Here is a 16,886-nt window from a genome sequence, read left to right as displayed (position 1 = left end):
GTACGTGTCGCTCTCGTACCCTTTTCTACCGTGGAGTAATTATGAGTCAATTTAATGAAGCCCTGTCGGCATTAACCCGGCTCTCGCCAAATACCATCAACCCCGAAGATAACCTATCCGTAAGCGTTCACGATCGAAATTTTAATAATTTAGTGTCCAGCACCTTTACTAAAGTCAGCGAAACCGACGCGCAGTTTAAAAATGTGATTAATACCCTTAGCCAATCTCCGCATTACACCAGCAATCCGGAAAAGCTACAGATGCTACAAAACTATATCGGTGAATACAGTAACTACGTTTCCCTGGTGAGTACTCTCGCACGTAAGGCGGTGAGCACCATAGAAACCCTGGAAAAATCGCAATAATGATGAACAAATATTCACGCGTCCTCGCTGCCGTGCTGTTAACTTTTATGCTTAGCGCCTGTAATGACGAGAACCTACTCTTCAACCTTACCCAGGAGCAGGCCAACCAGGTTCTGGCTATTCTGCAGCAGCATAATATTTCAGCGAAAAAGGACGGCAATCTTAAGGCTGGCTACACCGTCTCGGTCGGGGAGTCTGAAAGTACCGCCGCGCTGTCTATCATTAATCAGTACCAGCTGCCGTGGGCCGCTGACGTTCAGATCGGGCAGGCTTTTCCGGAAAGCTCTCTGGTTGCTTCACCCAACGCCGAGCAGGCTCGCGTACTCTCATTACAGGAGCAGCGGCTTGAGCAATCGCTGCGCATGATAGCTCAGGTGGTTAACGCGCGCGTTCACGTCAGCTATCCCCCCTTTAATAACGATACGAGCGGAAAAAAAGCCACCGGCCACGTCGGCGTGCTTATTTCCTATAAAGGCGAGATTGACGATAATTTGTTTATCTCGCAGATCAAAACGTTAATCAAAAATAGTTTCGATGACGTGCGCTACGAGAATATTTCGGTGGTTCTGTTCCCCGCCCCGGTTATCCAGTACGTTGCGCCGACCAAAGTACCTGCCAGCATCCCTGCCCTGTGGATTATCCTCTTTTCCGCTATGGCTTTGTGCGCAGCCGGCACGGCGGGCTTCATGCTCTATAAGCTTAGCCGCCGCCCGCCTTCAGCCCAGGATAACCCTGCCGAACCGATTGAAGACGAGGCCGCAAAACCATGAGAGTCGGAGATCCGCGCATAATGTCCATTTTATACGCTCCGGCAAGCTACACGCATCGCAGCCACCTGCCGGAGATATTCCGGGCGAGTGAAATCCGAGAGGACAGGCTACTTAATTTCTGGCTGCTGAGGCACGGCAAACTCTCTGACCTACCCGCACGCTGGCAGCCCGACGAAGCCACCTGTTCGCTATTGCTTTCACACTGGCATCTGATCCCCCTTGCTGCACATTTGATTGGTGGCTATCTGCAGCGGAACAGGCTGCCTGAAATGGGCGCGGTGCTGATGTCTGATCCGCGTCTGCTGGCCTTTATCTCTTTGCCGCTGCTTCACGAGGTAACGCTTGATGAAGGCGAAATCCCGTTTGATACCGCTTCCTGCGGCGCAACGTTCCTTCTGGGGCAGTTCCCGGGGTTACCTGCCGCGCTGCGAGAGCGTCTGATGCTGCACTTTCCTTCCGGCATGGCGCTTGCGCAATTCGCGGCCCCCAAAACGCTAAACCACATTAATTTGCTACGAATGGCCTTCACCTATGCGCACCATTACTATTGATGAGTTACCCGAAGATCTGCACCGCCTGACGGTGATTAAATCTTCTGAGCGAACCCGCCATCAGCGGATGGCCGTGGCGCTGGAACGTACCCTGAATCGCTGCAGTGAAATTCATGCCGAGTATGAGTTACAGACGGTCAGGCTGCGTGAAAACTGTGAGAGGCAAGCGTTCCAGACCGGCTTTGAGCTATTTTTCTCGCAGCTGGTGACGCTGATTGACGAGTATCAGCGCCAGCAGCAAAAGCGGCAGGAGGTTTATCGCCAGCAGATCGCCACGGCGCTCAACCAGTCCCTACACGATCCGACGATCGTTGAGCGCATTATCCACCACCTTCAGGAACAGTGTGGGCATCAGAAAGCGCTGCGCATCATTATTCCCCGAGCGGTAAAGCTGCCGGACGGCGCGGACATCTCGAACTACATGTATACCGATGATAATCACATCACCGTGCAAAATGACATGGATGCGGTGCGCTTTCCTAGTGAAACGCTTTGCCGCACGTGGCTACAGCAGGCGGATGAAAAGACCGCCGGTTTTAATGAAACCATCAACAACCTGACGCCCGACATGCTTCGCAATCTGGCTGGGAAACTCATCGCTATGAGCCAGCGAATGCCTTCAGAAACCGTTAACTCAGATAAGGATGAAAACAATGAGTAGCATCAACAGTGTTGCCTCTTCCTCGCCGTACGTTAAAGACGTTGAATCGTCGGATGAGAGCTTCAACGATAAAGTGCTCCACTATTTCCAGCAGAATAAGCCCGACGACAAGCTGAGCGTTATGATGGATCAAATGCGGGCACTTTCCCCCGATAAGAACGTATCGATGCATCAATTGAACGAAGCGCTGCTCTACTCCGATACCTATTTGCGCAATACCGATGAGTACAAAGATTATGCGAATAACGTGCTGGACAAGCGCACCTTCCAGCTGCTCGGCGTGAATATGTTTTTTAATAATATGATGTATAAGAGCTTTACCGAGACCGACAGCGATCCGTCGTTATAACCTTCTCCGCCATTAATCCCGGCAGTGTGCCGGGCATACAAATCATGAAAATAAAATCATTTACGCCCGTTGCTCTAACCTTATCTTTTTTGTTCTCCCCTTTTGCTACAGCACAAAAGGTTGATTGCATTGTCGAAGCCGCGCAGTGCTTCCAGATTAACCCCCTGCTGATTAAGGCTATTATTTGGCAAGAGTCCAGAAACCGTCAGCAGGCAATGAACCGCAATACAAATAGCACCGTTGATGTTGGCATTATGCAAATTAACACGGTGCATTTTAAGGCCTTAAAGTCCCTGGGCATTGATGAAGCTTTGTTGCGAGAGAATAGCTGCGCGAATGTTTTTTCAGGTGCCTGGGTGCTCAAGCAAAGTATTGAGCGCTATGGCTATACGTGGGATGGAATCGGTAACTATCATTCTAAGACGCCGGTGCATCATGACAGGTATGTCAAAAAAATCATTTCCCTAATTGCACACCAAACGGCGGTCATTGATAAAATAGAAGTGGCCAGACAAGAAGGCATCCGCGAGCGTTTTGTCTGTCGATAAACGAGGAGTAAGAAATAACGCAAGCATCTTGCTTGCGTTTTGGCATCAGAATGACGAGGCCGCAAAGTCGATAAGCTTCAACAGGTAAGCGACTAAAAACCACTAAAGAAAAGTTCATTGCGCTGTTTAATTGTTGTCTACTAATAAATTCTCAAAAAATAATATCTAACGTTATTAATTATTTTGACGGTATATCTTGCAGCGTGACGCATTGAGCGCTTAACACATTCGCCTTAGGGTGGCAGATTGCTCCTTCAGCCGTGTTGCAACAGTACAAAAAATTATTGCCTACCGGCGGGACGAGGTTAGCTAATGGCATCTGGCCAATATCATTATGATTTTTAATAAAATCCAACGGGTTACTTCTTGCCGTCATGGCAACAAAAATGAGACTAAAAAAAAGCGCAGCTACTGCACTTAAAAATAACGTCTGCGGTGAAAACTTCTTTCTGTCAGGTACCGCTCTGGGAGCGGAATAAGGGATGACCGACATCGAATTAGCACTCACGGGAATGACGTTAATCATCGACTGGGTTGAAAAGGAAACGTTATCTACTTCGATGTTTCCAGGAAAAGAAGACTCAAAGCCAGGTTTATCGGGTTCTGTTTCAGGCTCCTCCCAGCAGGGCTCGGCCGAGAGTTGATACCCCAACTTTGGGATAGTGACAATAATACTCTTCGCATCATCCCCCAGGCTTACTCTTAAAGAACGGATCATCTGTGCAATACTTTGCGAAGTCACATAACCGCCCCCCCATACTTCAGCAAGAAATTCAGCCTGAGAAACCGGCTCAGGGTATTTTGCGCAAAGTAATGCAAGCACATCTGACTGCTTTTTCCTTAATTGTAAAACGGTATCGTCTTGTTGCAGCGTTCTGGATTTTGGATTAAATGTGAAATTAAGAAAGTAAATTTTTCCTGCATTTACTACGCATTTTTTCATTTTAAATCCCTCTGGCGTTTAGCTTTATGAGTGAAGGTACCTTCAGGAAAACGCATGAGTGAATATCTCAATCCATGATCTTAAATATCTCCTGCCAAATTTTCAGATGACAAAAATCCAACTTATTGATAACTTTAGTTTAACAAATTAGCGGGGAATAATGTCTTCTTTATCACGATGTAGACAACAGAATTGATCTCGATGCGAATTTACTGTGAATGCAATAATACAGTACCATTCAAATCATAACATGTGAAATTGTTTTCAACGATCGATGTATATTGGTCAATAGCCAAAACAAATCACTCAGTTTATTTTTAGGAACATATTTTTAGTCAGTTCATCCTTATAAGAAGAATTGGAAAAGGACGTCCCTGTCGCCACTGAAAGTAATGTCCTCACGCTACATGAATATTTACTTTTTCCTGGATGATAACTAACAATATGAATACGTGTTATGAGAAGGGAATACTTAATACACCCTCTTTTTTGCAGGCAGAAACATAACACGCGCGGGTAAGGCGCTCTATCAAAAAACGCCTCAAGCGATCCTACTGCTGGGTGATGATCAATGTTGCCGAGGCATTAAAAGCACCTGTTTTTATATCTTCATAACTGACCGAGGTAGGTTTGACTGGCGTAAAACTCAGTGGCACCGAAATACTGCCATTGACCACGCTGAGCTGCTGCGTGTTACCGTTGGTAACGATATTCCCGTTCCAGCGCATGACGACCCCGAGATTATTGTTACTGGTAGTAATGGCATTATTATTCCAGGAGGTAGGAGTTGTGTTCATCTTTACCTCAAAATCAACTTCATGGGTGACATCACAGGTTATGTTGAGGCTTTTTTCCACCGTCTGTGCGGAAGTCCCGGAGCTTTGAATCTCACTTCTTTCAAGCTCTCCCAGTTCAACTAACAACGTCTCTCCGGAGAGGATTTTGCAGGTTGACGTGTTTATATCTACATCGTTCGCCGCAATGAAATACCAGGTGTAATAGTTTTGCGCACCGTGGTTATTTCTCTGGATAAACTTAATTTGCGCAAGCCTGTCTCCCCGCCTGATCTGCAACGACTTACCCATGCTGGTTAGCTCGAAATAAAGCTCTACGGGTAAGCTTTTCGTTTCCTGGGCATTGAGACTAAAGATCTCAACTTCGGGTACAGGCTCAGGATAAACCTTTCCAGAAATGATAACGCCGCCCTTAAGATCCTTGAAGATGGCGGAATTGAGGCTCACTCCGTTACTGGCAAGCCACATGGAATCGACCCAACCGCCGTCTACAGAGTCGTTTTTGCAGCTGATCTGCGAACGGAGATCGACAATCTTGTTTCTACCGGTATTGACGTCCGGGCTGACGGTTACGTTAACGTCAGCATCTCCGCCGTTCCAGCCAATGGAATTACACGAGTAGGCCCATGCGCCCTGATGCACCGCCAGCAGCATAATAAATAGGGGTAATTTCATATCTTAATGTGAATCTCCTAGGGATAATTAAGCTCGAATGTCGCCAGCGCCTCAAATGCTCCACGGCGTAAGGTATGTGCAGCCAGCGCGGAAGGTTCTCCAATAACGTAACCGTACAGCACAAGATCGTTGGTTCCGGCGGCGAGCGTAAAAGCGGGCACGGTCTTATTGAGCGGCAAGGGTGTGCCGTCCTTCTGCTCCAGGCCAAGCGCGATGCCGCTGGCGGCCGAGTTGCTAAGCGCCAGAAAACCCGGCAATTCCTTGCTCTGCGTCCCTTTAAACGTGACCTCTACCTGATTACCCAGGCTCAGATCGCACTCCAGCAACCTGAGGGTGAAGGGCTGCGCGTGGGTGCGGGTGTTAAGGTATAAATAGGTATCGATTACCGTGCCGAAATCCAACGTAATATCCGTCGTATTCGGGTCCAGCTCGCAGGGATCGGCCACCAGCGTCCCGTCAAATTTCAGGTTGTCGCCGGTGGCTTTCAGGCCACCGTTTCCTGCCGCCGCGTGCCCGGCTAAAGCCATCATTAACAACAGCATGCCCGCGCTGCGTCCGGCTAACGTTCTACTCCCCATTTCTGCTCCTCATAAATACTCGGCCAGCAGCGTTGCCGTAGCGGAAAACGCCCCTTCGCCCAGCTCATCGATGCCGGGGTCTTTTACCGGCACGGCCTCAAGCGTGGGCGGATGCTGATAAAGGATGTCGAGGGGTTTGTTAATCTCCATCGGCTGACCGTTCTGTTTAATCTGGATCCCCAACCCGCGGATATTGGTGGCGAGCGCGCTGCGGTCAAAGGACGTTGCGCTGCCGTTTACCGCAAGGGTCAGACGCCACGCGGGGTCAACGTCGTCACAAATCAGCTGCCAGGCGATAGCCTGCTGGTAACGCACCCCGTCAACCTTATGGATGCCAACATTGTCAAAGTGGATGTTTACATCACCATCGTTATTGATGTGGCACGGATGGATCCTCAGCGTACCGTGAAAGGATATGTCGTTGCTGTCGCCGGTTGCTGCGGCATGCGCCGACGTGAGCTGAACGCCTGGCCCGGACAGCAGCAGCGCCAGCGCCAGGCTTCTTGCGCAGCCGCCGTAAACTTTGTTCTTCACCCTGATTGCCTCAGTTATAAGCCACTTTTAACGTGGCGCTGGCGTTGAATGCCTGTCCGTCCTGAAAACGCGCGCCGCTCTGTTTTTCCAGCACGGCGTACAGCGAAGGCTGGCTGGCGTTATCGAAGTTGAACCATTGGTTTACCGGCAGCGTTTCGCTTCCTTTAAGCAGTTTGATGCCAAGCCCGCTGGCATCGGTTTTTAGCTGTTGCCCATCAAAGCTGGCAGCGCTACCGGCAATCTGCATTTGCAGCGTTTTACCGTCCGGATCGCCTTTGCAGGTCACCTGATAGGGAACGGGCTGTTTATAGGCCTCACCAATAATTTCATTGATATAGACGTCCCCGAATTCCACCTTAATCGGGTCAGACCCGCTAAAAGTACAGGATGCGGTCGCCACCACCGTGCCGGTAATGCGAACATCTAAATTACTGGAGCCCGCCGCTGCCGCATCATCCGCCAGCAGCATTCCCGTCATTGCGAACAGGGCGATGGCTCTCCATCGGGCAAATATCATCTTTGGATCCTTAGTCATAATTCAGCCTGAAGCCGACCGTCGCCTGCCATGTCCCCGCCGTTAACGGGGCCGGAGTGCGTTCGGGCTGCACGTAGTAGACCAGCGCATCATTGGTCGGGGTGACAAACTGCGGCAGCGTACGCTCGCCTAACCGCACGTCACGCCGGGCGCTGTCGGCGATCCTCAAGCCCAGCCCGGTGAGGCCGTTCACCTGCACCAGCTCGGGGCTGTCGGCATCCGCGGGGGCCAAAAAAGTCACGCTGACGGCCGGCTGAAGCGGATCCCAGCTGCTGTTCCCGCTCCGCGTATTGAGCATCTCTGACCCGCTGCGCACGCAGTCACGTAACCTCAGCGTAAAGGCTACCGGCTCACCGCGATCGCCCGGGTTTCGCAGCGCCTCGGTCGACGTGTTGCCGAGACTGACTTCCTGAGTTTGAGAAGTCATGTCGAGGCGGCATGCCCCCTCGACAAAATCGCCCGAAACATGCAGTGCCCCGTTTACGCCTTCAACGTTCCAGTTGTCGGGCAGCGCCCAGGCCGTCGGCGGCAGCACCAGCGCCAAAGCCAGGGCGCTGGCAGCGCGGCTGCACCCTGCCAGAACGTGGTCATTCCACCTGTTTTGCTTCTCCATCAGCCTCACCCGGCTTTACTCCCGGTGACCCGGCAAACGTTGCCCGCGCAGTTGAAGATAAGCTTCGGTCGCCCGCCGTAGTCGTTAATCCATGCCAGCATCGGTTTCTGTCCCAGCGTCGATGCCTTGATGTTCAGCAAAGCGTCTGAACGAGGGGCAACCATCACCGGATCGAAACCTGCAATCGGAGGGCTGTCCGGGCGTTCGTATGCCCCGGCCAGGGTCACGTAATAGGGGCCGGGATTAATAACGCGGTATTTATCCCCTTCTCGCTTAAGCGTAATTTTTTCCTGCCACACGCTTTCGCCTTCGGATCTATTGATTTCAATGGATTCCGGCCGGTAGAACAGCTTGATTCGCGTCTGCAGGGCAATCTGCAGGGTATTGGCTTTCGTGCTTTTGGGCGGGATTTCACGCAGATTAAAGTAAAACAGCGACTCTCTATCCTGAGGCAGCGTGCTGGCATTGCCCATCAGCTGCAGTTTCACCTGGCCTTTTGCCAACGGCTCTACCCGCTGTAGCGGCGGAAGCGCGGTCAGAGGCTGGGTGATTTTGTTACCCTGCTCATCTTCTACCCATGCCTGGGCCAGATAGGGCAACATTTTATTCTGGTTGGTGATATTTAAACTGATCGATTTATTTGCACCGTTAAAGACGGCACGCGTACGGTCAAGAGCAATGGCCGCCGTCGCGCTTTGGCTGATCAGTACGGCAATCAGGGCGGTGGAGGTCATCGTCAAATAAGAATAGTTTTTCATCAATTGAAACTCGCTTTGCAGGATGTCGCCGTGCCGTCTTGCGCGGCGACCGAAGTGTCATTCACGCTTTTGCCTGATAGCAGGAGGCTTAAGCCCGTACGCTTTGGCACAGCAGCATGAGATTATCGGGATCTTTGGGTAAGGGTTTCGGCAGACTCAGCTCGCACTGGGTTTTCCCGTCCCATACCACGCGCATCGCTTCTCCGGCATTCATTCCGGTTAGCCAAACCTGGCCGCCATCGTTAACGATCCCAGCCTGATGACCGCCAAGCCCCATCACTACAGCACCAAACGGCGGCGTAGTGCCGTCCGCAAGACGGACGGTGACCATCGCTTTTTCCCCGGCGATAACGCCGAAGCGACGCAGACCGATCGCGCCTTCGGTCAGGGTGCCCTGCACCACCGAGCGCGTAGCCTCAACGTCATCCGCCAGCTTGTTAACGTCCACGCTCACGCTGCTTCGGTAGTAGCTGCTGATGTCCGAGACGACGGCTTTGCCAAACCGGTTAGTCTCGGTAACGCCACCGTATCCCCGCACCGGAACGCCGCTGACGCCCGAGGTATCGACCATCATTCGCGTCCCCCCCATTGTGCTTACACGGTGTAACGCAACGCCTTCCGCGGTGCCGGTTATGCCGCCCTGAGCAGAAAGGCCGACGGAGTGATAGCGGCTACCTTCGTAGCTGGTGTTGACGCTCATCTCCGCGCTGTTCCCCTGATGGGTGAAGTAACCGCTGCCAACCGCATTGCCTCTGCTGCCCGCTCCGGCCTTGACCCGATAGCTGTTATTGCTATCGAGGCGGTCGAAATACCCCACCGTAGTGCTATTACCCGTGCTGCCCGCCTGGCTGTCGAAATTCAACGTGCTGCTATTACCCCACGGCAATGACAGGCTGAGATACATGCCGTCATCGCTGGTGTTGTTATAAAGCGTTCGATAGGCCGACAGGTTGAGGCTGACGTTTTTAAAACGCCAGGCATCGAAATAGCGCGACAGAGAGAGGTTGTAACTATCGTTATCCGGGCGGTTCCAGTAGGTTTGGTGGCTATAGTTCGCATAGGCACTCAGGCCCAGACTGCGGAACTGCTTATTGAAAGCGATGGTGTACAACTCTTTACTGTTGTTACCGACGATGCCGTGATAGCGCACGTTCAGATATTCGCTCATGCTCATAAAGTCGCGCTGGGAAAAGCGATAGCCCGCAAAGGTGACCTGGCTGTCGTATTCGTCAAAACGTTTGGAATAGCTAAGACGCCACGAGCCGCCCGTTTTGGTGTTGTCCCCTGGCAGTTCCGCATGGGACTGGGTGACGTCAAATGAAAGCGCCCCTAACGCCAGCAAATCGCGGCCAATCCCTGCCGCCAGCGCGTGATAGTCGTCGGCCAGCAGGCTACCGCCGTACAATGACCAACCGTTATTCACCCCCCAGGAGAATTCGCCGGTGGCAAACCCCGGCCCCTGGCTATCGTGCCGGTAATCTGAAGGTTTACCGAAGGCGAGTTTGTAACGCACGCTGCCCGGGCGTGTAAGATAGGGAATGCTTGCCGTATCCACCTGAAAACTGTGCGAAGTGCCATCCTGCTCCTGAACCTTCACATCCAGCGTGCCCGAAACGGCGGTGTTCAAATCCTGAATCCGAAACGGCCCTGCGGCGACCGTGGTTTCATGAATAACCCTTCCCTGCTGGCTCACGGTCACTTTGGCGTTGGTTTTTGCCACGCCGACGACCTCCGGCGCGTAGCCGCGCAGGTTTGGTGGCAGCATATTGTCATCAGACTCCATGCTGGTTCCGGTGTAGCGGAAACTGTCGAACATGCCGGAATTGAGGTAGTTCTCACCGAGCATCAGCTTCGATTTTAACGAGGGGATCGCCCGCCAGGCGTAGTAGCGGCTCCACTGCCAGTCACGCTGCGTGTTGTTCATGGCGCCACGGGTATGGTTGTACTGCCCCTGCCAGTCGGCGCGAAAACGCCATGCCCCCAGGTTAAACCCCGTGGTTCCGTTGCCGCTAAGCGACTGGACATCCCTGCGGCTCGCGCCGGTAAAACGCGACGACTGTCCGTTAAGGTTGTAATCAAAAATGCCCCCGGCAATACCGTCATCCCAGCGAGCGGGCGGATCCCAGTTGTCGGCGGTATATTCCAGATACGCCTGGGGAACGTTCAGGTAGAGCGCGCTTTCGCCCAGATCTGCCCGCGCGGTTACCCCCGGCAGGCTCGCGGTATCCAGACATTGCCCGCTGTGCCACCACTTGAGATCGCGCAAGGCAGAAGCTTTTAAACCCAGTTGAGCAATGACCTGTGGCGTAAGGCACACCTGGCTGCCCTGAGGATCGTTGTCAGGTTTAATAAACGCTAACGTTTGCTCCGGCAGCTCGGCTTTGTTCAGACGGATAACCATCTGATACTTACCCGGCATGATGTACCCTGCCTGAGAAAACTGGCTAAGGTCGATGTGTGAACGGTCACTAATATCCAGGACATCCGTGTTGAATTCTATTGCCTCTGCCGCGTATCCCTTTGCCCCCTGAAAAGCCAGCGCCACCATCAGCGCTACAGGACAACGGCGCAGCCCTGCGCCGGCGTGATTTAAAACCTGCCTCATCAAAAGTAATCCAGTTTAAAACGCACGGTAGTGGAGTAAGCCCCGGCCCGTAGTTTTTGATGGTTGCCCACCAAACGTAGTGAGTAATCAAGGCGCATAGCACCGGGCTGCAGCAGGCCCGCCTGCGAAGCAATGCCGGGCTGCATACGGTTTCCGGTGGCATCGGAAATCTCTAACCCGATACCTCGAGCGCCACCGTGGAGAGCAAACAGCTCGCCGTCGGTAACGGGACCATCAAAGGTCACCATGAAATGCGACCAGTCCTGCTGGTTAGGAATCAGCTGCTCAAAAGCGCAATTTTCCAGATGAATACTGAATGGCTTAGAAGGGCCAGCACCGTCACGGATGACCTGTTCCAGTGGGATAGTCATCAGATCGATCACCTGTTCCCGGCTGGCCACGGCGATCGCGCAGGGCGTGTCGACGATCGACCCCTGCATGCTTACCTTTCCATGCCCCTGATTCGCCGCATCCTTCGCCAGCGCGCCTGAAGCGGCCAGGGATAGCACAAGCCACACCAGCAGGGAGGGCACTACAAACGAAGCACTGCTATTCATAGGTATCTCACAAACGAAAACCGTATAGAAAAACGCAGAAGGCCTGCTGCGTGCTTACTGATAGGCCAGAGTAAAATTGGCAACCGAGGTGAAGGAACCCGGCACGACCGCTGTGCTCCCGCCGTTTCCTTTGAGGTAGGCGGAGTAGGTCAGCGTGTTATCACCCTGCTGAGTTTTTGTCGCGGAACTGGCGGTACCAAGCGGAATGTTGGTGCCCTCACCGTTGGTAATACCGATAGCCGCCCCGCTGGCGCTGCTGCCGACAATCGCCAGATAGCCGGGCTGAGCGCTGGATTCCGGCCCGGTGAAGGTAATGGTGACGGTTTTATCCGTAAGCCCCGAGAGGTCGCAGCTTTCCAGTTTGATATCAAACGGCCGCGGGTTGGACTTTCCGCCGTTGAGCAGAGATTTATTGGAGATTTCGCCCAAATCGACGGTCTGCTCAATGGTTTCAGGGGTAATTGAACATGGGGCATCAATAATACTGCCGGTAAACTTAACCGTGCCGTGGCCCTGATCGCCTGCCTGTGCCTGGCCTGCCAGTACGGCAGCCCCCATACCAAAGGCCCAAACCAATTTGGTTAATTGCATTTACTCATTCCTTTATAAGTTTCTTACTAGCGTTATTCACAAGAAGCCTCGCTGCCGCGACTGCGCAACGGGAATAATCTAATTTACGTGAGCGTTTTAATAACTGATATCAAAAACCGCCTCAATTCCACCTACGAGCGAAATATATAAAAAGCGTTTTTTAGAAGAAATTTTCCGGAAGGGGCTATACGATTTATCACATTGCTAAATTACCTACTAAATCGACACTCGGAACTAAATCATGTCTAACTCATTAAGCGTACGCGACCAAAACAGCTTTATTTCAGCCTATAAAAACTTACTTAACGACGGTGATAAACGCATTCATAAAGGCGATGTCAACACGCTGAACAGAATCCTCAATAAATGCGATAAGGTTGAGGTCGGCCAGCTGCTAATGACAAAAATGGAATCATGTCCAAAAGACCCTGCCGCGTTAAAAGATACTTTCAGCAAGTTATTTGACAAGCTTGAAGCGCAGAATTCCAAAATGCATGACAAGAAAGAAGAGAAGCTTAAAAATATTCAACAGAAGCTTGCTCCGGTGGTGCAGGACATTCACAAAAGTGAAATCAATGCTCACAATGCAAAAATAAACGGCGAGATTAAAGGCCTTACTAACGATCTCCAAAGCATAGCCAGAGATGTTTCTCAGGAAAAAAATGAGATTGCCAAGCTTCAGGAAAACATTGCCAAAGCTGATGCGCAGATTAAAAAACTGGATAATGAGATTAAGCCTCTGGAGAATGCGCTAAAGACTCTCTCACCGGAAGACTTTGCGCTCAAAGATGCCAAGCGCTTAAAAGATACTGAAGCAAAAATCAGTAAGCTCGAGGCCAAACAAAATGCCGAAATCAGTGCATTAAATAAGAAAATTGCCGCGCATGAAAATAGTCGTGCGGTTTTACTCGATTTTGCAAGAAGGCACGGCGTAAGCAGCGCCGAGCAGGATCTTAAAAAAGCTGAGGCTGGCTATATTTATGATAAGCGCGATACGGGCTTTGGCACCACCAGCTGGCGTGAACATCTGGGCAGCGATAAATATGCCATCGATAATTTTGGTTACGTCCGAAAAGAAGGTGCCCATAGTTATTCTGCCACGACTAAAGAACCTAACTCCGCTGGAAAAAATTGGCAACAGCTGGTGAAAAATGTCTTTGAAGCACCGAAAAACATTAAGGCTGTGCAAAAAGAAATATCGCAAACCAAGAGTGATTATCGGAGTTTAATCAGTCAAGTTAAATCTGATAATTCTCTTTCGGCAAAACAGGAGATTGAGCAGCGAATTAATTACAAGCAAGAAGCCATTCGCTCATTAGAAAAGAATAAGGAAATTGCATCAGGCGAAATTAAATCATGCCATGACTATATATCTGTACTGGAAGCCAGGAAGAGCCCGCTCACAGCGAAAATGGACGAGCTTAAGTCCCAGTTAAAACAAGACAGCTAGGTCATTCCGCTTCTCAGAAGCTTAAATCCACGCTCCGGCGTGGATTTTATCCTGACTGCATAAATTCACCTGCAGGCGAACAGGCATACCACTAAAAGGAACTTTATGTTAGCGCTAAAAAATCGGCTTAACGACAAGTATTATAACTGGGCAAAAAGCGTTACCTTCACGCCGGGTCAGGTTACGCTGCTGAGCTTCGCCATGATAGTGACCGGTATGGTGGGCGGCATTTATTGGCTATATCTGGTAGCGGAATCCTTTCTTTAAGCGCGCTTGATTTTTATCACCCGCAGTGCGCACCTGTTATTAGGTTTACAAAATTTCAGCATCCACGCCACGGCGTGGATTTTGTGCCTGATTAACCTTCATAAATACGACAAAAGCATCGTTCCAACCGGGTTTAAAGCGTATATTTATCAGACTGTAACTCTCCTCGGCAGCCTGATGATGGTGTTCATCTGACCCCTGCCGCTTCTGCTTTATCAAGCTAATAATAAAGAGGCCGTAAATGATCGTCTCTGTGTTCGCCATTAATAAGCTTCCTGGTCACGCCCTCCTGCTCGCGTTTCTCACTGCCCTTTCGCTAAGCTCTACGACGGCTAACGCAGCCGACACCCCATCTCCCGGCTATCGGCTAGAAAAGGTCGTTATCCTCAGCCGCCACGGCGTGCGTTCGCCGACCAAAATGACTCCATTGATGCGCGACGTTACGCCCAACGCCTGGCCCGAATGGCCGGTAAAGCTTGGCTATATCACGCCGCGTGGCGAGCGCTTAGTCAGCCTGATGGGCGGGTTTTATCGCGCGCGGTTCCAACAGCAGGGGCTTCTGGAAAAAGGTCTGTGTCCGACGCCGGGTTCGGTTTACGTCTGGGCAGATGTGGATGAGCGCACGCGTAAAACCGGCGAGGCGTTTCTTGCAGGCTTCGCTCCCGGCTGCAGTTTAACCGTCCATCATCAGCAGGACGTTAAGCAGGTTGACCCTCTTTTTCATCCGCTGAAAGCCGGTATCTGCAAGATGGATTCGGCACGGATCCAGAAGGCGGTTGAACAGCAGGCCGGTGCGCCCGTTGATAAGCTGAACCAGCAGTATCTTCCTTCCCTGGCGCTAATGAGCCGCGTGCTGGATTTCCCGAAATCGGCCTGGTGTCAGAAGCAGACAGGCGATGAAACCTGTGATTTCGCCCGGGGGATGCCGAGCAGGCTGTCGATTAAAGACGGCGGCAGCAAAATTGCGCTCGAGGGTGCGGTTGGGCTTTCGTCAACGCTCGCAGAAATTTTCCTCCTCGAACACGCGCAGGGCATGACGAAGGCGGCGTGGGGAAATATTCAAACGGATGCAGAGTGGACGACCCTGCTAAAGCTGCATAACGCGCAGTTTAACCTGATGTCGCGCACGCCTTATATTGCCAGACACAACGGTACGCCGCTGCTGCAAAGCGTCGCAAGCGCCCTTGAACCCACGGCCACCGTAGGCAATTTCCCGGGGATGGATGCCAACAACAACGTTCTGTTTATCGCGGGACACGACACCAATATCGCCAACATCTCCGGCATGCTGGGCGTCAGCTGGACGCTTCCGGAGCAGCCGGACAATACGCCGCCCGGCGGCGCGCTGGTCTTCGAGCGCCTGGCCGATAAAACGGGTCAACGCTATGTCAGTCTTAAAATGATGTATCAGACGCTGGCGCAGCTGCGTAATGAAACGCCGCTAAGTTTGAAAGAACCGGCGGGAATATTGCCGCTAAAAATACCGGGATGCAGGGACCAAACCCCCGAGGGATATTGCCCGCTGGCGACGTTTACGCGCCTGGTGAGTGAGAGTGTCGAAAAGGATTGTCAGCTGCAATAAAAAAATACCGGCCCCTAAAAGTTCAGGGGCCGGTATTAAACGTGCTTAGAGGTAACGTTGATCTTCCGTCAGCTCGTGACGTTTGGTATGGCTGCCTACTTTACCCATCACCCCGGCGATGACCGCCTCGATAATCAGCATAAAGAACGCAAACCAGCTGGCTTTAGCCGCCGCGGCAGCAGCCTTCTCGCCCGCTTCACGCGCTTTTTGTTCAGCCTGTTTTTTCAGCTCTTCATATTTTGCCCGCGCGTCCTGATAGCTTTTCTCAGTTTGCGCGACGATCTGATCGGCTTCCGCATCCGTTTTACCGGTGCGGGACATGATGATATTTTTCAGCGCCTGCCGATCCGAATCCTGGAAGGTCGCGTCATTTCTTTCCGTCAGTCCTTTAATAAACCCGGCGATATCGCTATTGCCGTTCTGGGTATTCCCCGCGTTTGGCTGGGTTAAATTCGTTTCCAGCTCGCGCTGAAGGCTGCCCAGGTTGATATTATTTTCATTCAGCTTCTCTTTTACCATATCGGTAACCGGCGGTGCGGCGGCGGAAATACCGCTCCCGGCCGCCTGCAGGCCTGAACCCAATACGTTAAATACGCCCATCATTGCGCCGTTGGCGACAACAAACATAAATAAAGTACACAGCAGAGTGTTCACGCCAAACATTAATACGCCGTGCAGCATGCCTTCACGACGGGCAACCCAGCCGCTGATGTAACCACCTGCCGCAATGGAAATCAGCATACTCAGGCCCGTCCAGATGGCCGCCCCCGTACCGATGCCATCAAGCGGATTTTGCTCCTTCAAAGGATCAATCGTGCTCAGGCCAATTGCCGTGCCGAGAATAATCAGCAGCAAATAGACCACCATAGAGATAACCACGCCTGCAAAAACGGCGCTCCAGCAAAGCGTTCTTAGGTGCAGGCGTCGAGCCGGCAGGTATCCATCAACATCGTCATTACGATTTGTGGTTTGATAATCGACCATTATTAATTCCCCATATTTAAGGAGGTTAATGAAACCGCAGACAGGGATAAACAAAGTAAAAGGCCACAGACAATTCATTCGTGTAACACTATTAAAAGTAGTCTGAAATGCGCTAACTAACCATAAAACAGCCGTTTTTATAGTTAATACTTTTATTAAATGGCGTTACGGAAGAA

Annotated in this window: 21 protein-coding genes; 9 read left to right on the top strand and 12 right to left on the bottom strand. The window is 51.6% G+C overall.

From position 1 onward, the window contains the following. Positions 1–41: 41 nt before the first annotated feature. From sctI to ACSPHG_RS10030, 6 genes are read left to right on the top strand one after another with little or no spacing between them, the layout of a single operon-like run. The gene (gene sctI / locus ACSPHG_RS10055) at positions 42–365 is read left to right on the top strand and encodes a type III secretion system inner rod subunit SctI (RefSeq protein ID WP_038482293.1); all 324 of its coding nucleotides are present in this window, start codon (positions 42–44) and stop codon (positions 363–365) included. Next, the gene (gene sctJ, locus ACSPHG_RS10050; protein ID WP_435953328.1) at positions 365–1,135 is read left to right on the top strand and encodes a type III secretion system inner membrane ring lipoprotein SctJ; all 771 of its coding nucleotides are present in this window, start codon (positions 365–367) and stop codon (positions 1,133–1,135) included. Before sctI ends, sctJ begins: the two co-directional genes overlap by 1 nt. Positions 1,136–1,155: 20 nt before the next feature. Then, entirely contained in the window at positions 1,156–1,686 is a 531-nt protein-coding gene (locus tag ACSPHG_RS10045) for an OrgA/MxiK family T3SS sorting platform protein (protein ID WP_435953327.1), read from the top strand. Continuing rightward, positions 1,667–2,347 (top strand): type III secretion protein, encoded by a 681-nt coding sequence (locus ACSPHG_RS10040; RefSeq protein WP_435953326.1) that lies wholly within the window; start codon positions 1,667–1,669, stop codon positions 2,345–2,347. The genes ACSPHG_RS10045 and ACSPHG_RS10040 overlap by 20 nt, the downstream gene beginning before the upstream one ends. After that, complete coding sequence (locus tag ACSPHG_RS10035; protein WP_435953325.1) at positions 2,340–2,696, top strand: hypothetical protein; 357 nt, start codon at positions 2,340–2,342, stop codon at positions 2,694–2,696. Before ACSPHG_RS10040 ends, ACSPHG_RS10035 begins: the two co-directional genes overlap by 8 nt. Positions 2,697–2,740: 44 nt before the next feature. Then, the gene (locus ACSPHG_RS10030; protein ID WP_435953324.1) at positions 2,741–3,244 is read left to right on the top strand and encodes a lytic transglycosylase domain-containing protein; all 504 of its coding nucleotides are present in this window, start codon (positions 2,741–2,743) and stop codon (positions 3,242–3,244) included. A 178-nt stretch (positions 3,245–3,422) separates the two neighbouring features. Here the strand turns inward: ACSPHG_RS10030 and ACSPHG_RS10025 are convergent, their stop codons facing one another. The 10 genes from ACSPHG_RS10025 to ACSPHG_RS09980 all read right to left on the bottom strand — a co-directional run bounded on the left by ACSPHG_RS10025 (position 3,423) and on the right by ACSPHG_RS09980 (position 12,427). Then, positions 3,423–4,187: a winged helix-turn-helix domain-containing protein gene (locus ACSPHG_RS10025; protein ID WP_435953323.1), complete on the bottom strand. Its 765-nt coding sequence runs from the start codon at positions 4,185–4,187 to the stop codon at positions 3,423–3,425. Between the two features lie 551 nt (positions 4,188–4,738). Then, positions 4,739–5,656, bottom strand: coding sequence for a fimbrial protein (locus ACSPHG_RS10020; RefSeq protein ID WP_435953322.1), 918 nt, complete (start codon positions 5,654–5,656; stop codon positions 4,739–4,741). A 17-nt stretch (positions 5,657–5,673) separates the two neighbouring features. Next, positions 5,674–6,234, bottom strand: coding sequence for a fimbrial protein (locus ACSPHG_RS10015; RefSeq protein WP_435953321.1), 561 nt, complete (start codon positions 6,232–6,234; stop codon positions 5,674–5,676). Positions 6,235–6,243: 9 nt separating this feature from the next. Beyond that, positions 6,244–6,768: a fimbrial protein gene (locus ACSPHG_RS10010; RefSeq protein WP_435953320.1), complete on the bottom strand. Its 525-nt coding sequence runs from the start codon at positions 6,766–6,768 to the stop codon at positions 6,244–6,246. Positions 6,769–6,778: 10 nt separating this feature from the next. Next, entirely contained in the window at positions 6,779–7,285 is a 507-nt protein-coding gene (locus ACSPHG_RS10005) for a fimbrial protein (RefSeq protein ID WP_435953319.1), read from the bottom strand. A 10-nt stretch (positions 7,286–7,295) separates the two neighbouring features. Beyond that, positions 7,296–7,916, bottom strand: coding sequence for a fimbrial protein (locus tag ACSPHG_RS10000; RefSeq protein WP_435953318.1), 621 nt, complete (start codon positions 7,914–7,916; stop codon positions 7,296–7,298). 5 nt (positions 7,917–7,921) lie between these two features. Continuing rightward, positions 7,922–8,674: a fimbria/pilus periplasmic chaperone gene (locus ACSPHG_RS09995; RefSeq protein ID WP_435953317.1), complete on the bottom strand. Its 753-nt coding sequence runs from the start codon at positions 8,672–8,674 to the stop codon at positions 7,922–7,924. A gap of 88 nt (positions 8,675–8,762) precedes the next feature. Further along, a complete protein-coding gene (locus ACSPHG_RS09990) occupies positions 8,763–11,279 on the bottom strand; it encodes an outer membrane usher protein (RefSeq protein WP_435953316.1) in 2,517 nt (838 codons plus the stop codon). Beyond that, entirely contained in the window at positions 11,279–11,836 is a 558-nt protein-coding gene (locus ACSPHG_RS09985) for a fimbrial protein (protein ID WP_435953315.1), read from the bottom strand. Before ACSPHG_RS09985 ends, ACSPHG_RS09990 begins: the two co-directional genes overlap by 1 nt. Before the next feature lie 54 nt (positions 11,837–11,890). Continuing rightward, a complete protein-coding gene (locus ACSPHG_RS09980) occupies positions 11,891–12,427 on the bottom strand; it encodes a fimbrial protein (protein WP_435953314.1) in 537 nt (178 codons plus the stop codon). A 241-nt stretch (positions 12,428–12,668) separates the two neighbouring features. Here ACSPHG_RS09980 and ACSPHG_RS09975 point away from each other — a divergent pair, with 241 nt between their 5' ends. Together ACSPHG_RS09975 and ACSPHG_RS09970 are read left to right on the top strand one after the other, a co-directional pair. Continuing rightward, positions 12,669–13,877 carry a hypothetical protein gene (locus ACSPHG_RS09975; protein WP_435953313.1) on the top strand — a complete coding sequence of 403 codons (1,209 nt, stop codon included), beginning with the start codon at positions 12,669–12,671 and terminating at the stop codon, positions 13,875–13,877. 105 nt (positions 13,878–13,982) lie between these two features. Continuing rightward, positions 13,983–14,144 (top strand): hypothetical protein, encoded by a 162-nt coding sequence (locus tag ACSPHG_RS09970; RefSeq protein ID WP_435953312.1) that lies wholly within the window; start codon positions 13,983–13,985, stop codon positions 14,142–14,144. Positions 14,145–14,189: 45 nt separating this feature from the next. Here ACSPHG_RS09970 and ACSPHG_RS09965 read toward each other — a convergent pair whose 3' ends face one another. Continuing rightward, positions 14,190–14,408, bottom strand: a complete 219-nt coding sequence (locus ACSPHG_RS09965) for a hypothetical protein (protein WP_435953311.1) — start codon at positions 14,406–14,408, stop codon at positions 14,190–14,192. Here ACSPHG_RS09965 and ACSPHG_RS09960 point away from each other — a divergent pair. Continuing rightward, entirely contained in the window at positions 14,386–15,726 is a 1,341-nt protein-coding gene (locus ACSPHG_RS09960; RefSeq protein WP_435953310.1) for an AppA family phytase/histidine-type acid phosphatase, read from the top strand. The genes ACSPHG_RS09965 and ACSPHG_RS09960 overlap by 23 nt on opposite strands. Positions 15,727–15,771: 45 nt before the next feature. Here the strand turns inward: ACSPHG_RS09960 and ACSPHG_RS09955 are convergent, their stop codons facing one another. Next, the gene (locus ACSPHG_RS09955) at positions 15,772–16,710 is read right to left on the bottom strand and encodes a hypothetical protein (protein ID WP_435953309.1); all 939 of its coding nucleotides are present in this window, start codon (positions 16,708–16,710) and stop codon (positions 15,772–15,774) included. Between the last annotated feature and the right edge of the window lie 176 nt (positions 16,711–16,886).

Origin of the sequence: Dryocola baronae, from assembly GCF_051297175.1 — a bacterium.
Taxonomy (GTDB): Bacteria; Pseudomonadota; Gammaproteobacteria; order Enterobacterales; family Enterobacteriaceae; genus Dryocola.
This window is presented reverse-complemented; position numbering and strand designations above follow the sequence as displayed.

Excerpts from the sequence above, each read along its gene's own strand:
- ACSPHG_RS10005 (WP_435953319.1), bottom strand. The coding sequence starts at position 7,285 with ATGATATTTGCCCGATGGAGAGCCATCGCCCTGTTCGCAATGACGGGA.
- ACSPHG_RS09980 (WP_435953314.1), bottom strand. The coding sequence starts at position 12,427 with ATGCAATTAACCAAATTGGTTTGGGCCTTTGGTATGGGGGCTGCCGTA.
- ACSPHG_RS10035 (WP_435953325.1), top strand. The coding sequence starts at position 2,340 with ATGAGTAGCATCAACAGTGTTGCCTCTTCCTCGCCGTACGTTAAAGAC.
- ACSPHG_RS09955 (WP_435953309.1), bottom strand. The coding sequence starts at position 16,710 with ATGGTCGATTATCAAACCACAAATCGTAATGACGATGTTGATGGATAC.
- ACSPHG_RS09960 (WP_435953310.1), top strand. The coding sequence starts at position 14,386 with ATGATCGTCTCTGTGTTCGCCATTAATAAGCTTCCTGGTCACGCCCTC.
- ACSPHG_RS09985 (WP_435953315.1), bottom strand. The coding sequence starts at position 11,836 with ATGAATAGCAGTGCTTCGTTTGTAGTGCCCTCCCTGCTGGTGTGGCTT.
- ACSPHG_RS10040 (WP_435953326.1), top strand. The coding sequence starts at position 1,667 with ATGCGCACCATTACTATTGATGAGTTACCCGAAGATCTGCACCGCCTG.
- ACSPHG_RS10030 (WP_435953324.1), top strand. The coding sequence starts at position 2,741 with ATGAAAATAAAATCATTTACGCCCGTTGCTCTAACCTTATCTTTTTTG.
- ACSPHG_RS10045 (WP_435953327.1), top strand. The coding sequence starts at position 1,156 with ATGTCCATTTTATACGCTCCGGCAAGCTACACGCATCGCAGCCACCTG.
- ACSPHG_RS09990 (WP_435953316.1), bottom strand. The coding sequence starts at position 11,279 with ATGAGGCAGGTTTTAAATCACGCCGGCGCAGGGCTGCGCCGTTGTCCT.
- ACSPHG_RS09995 (WP_435953317.1), bottom strand. The coding sequence starts at position 8,674 with ATGAAAAACTATTCTTATTTGACGATGACCTCCACCGCCCTGATTGCC.
- sctI (WP_038482293.1), top strand. The coding sequence starts at position 42 with ATGAGTCAATTTAATGAAGCCCTGTCGGCATTAACCCGGCTCTCGCCA.
- ACSPHG_RS09965 (WP_435953311.1), bottom strand. The coding sequence starts at position 14,408 with ATGGCGAACACAGAGACGATCATTTACGGCCTCTTTATTATTAGCTTG.
- ACSPHG_RS09975 (WP_435953313.1), top strand. The coding sequence starts at position 12,669 with ATGTCTAACTCATTAAGCGTACGCGACCAAAACAGCTTTATTTCAGCC.
- ACSPHG_RS10025 (WP_435953323.1), bottom strand. The coding sequence starts at position 4,187 with ATGAAAAAATGCGTAGTAAATGCAGGAAAAATTTACTTTCTTAATTTC.
- ACSPHG_RS09970 (WP_435953312.1), top strand. The coding sequence starts at position 13,983 with ATGTTAGCGCTAAAAAATCGGCTTAACGACAAGTATTATAACTGGGCA.
- ACSPHG_RS10015 (WP_435953321.1), bottom strand. The coding sequence starts at position 6,234 with ATGGGGAGTAGAACGTTAGCCGGACGCAGCGCGGGCATGCTGTTGTTA.
- ACSPHG_RS10020 (WP_435953322.1), bottom strand. The coding sequence starts at position 5,656 with ATGAAATTACCCCTATTTATTATGCTGCTGGCGGTGCATCAGGGCGCA.
- sctJ (WP_435953328.1), top strand. The coding sequence starts at position 365 with ATGATGAACAAATATTCACGCGTCCTCGCTGCCGTGCTGTTAACTTTT.
- ACSPHG_RS10000 (WP_435953318.1), bottom strand. The coding sequence starts at position 7,916 with ATGGAGAAGCAAAACAGGTGGAATGACCACGTTCTGGCAGGGTGCAGC.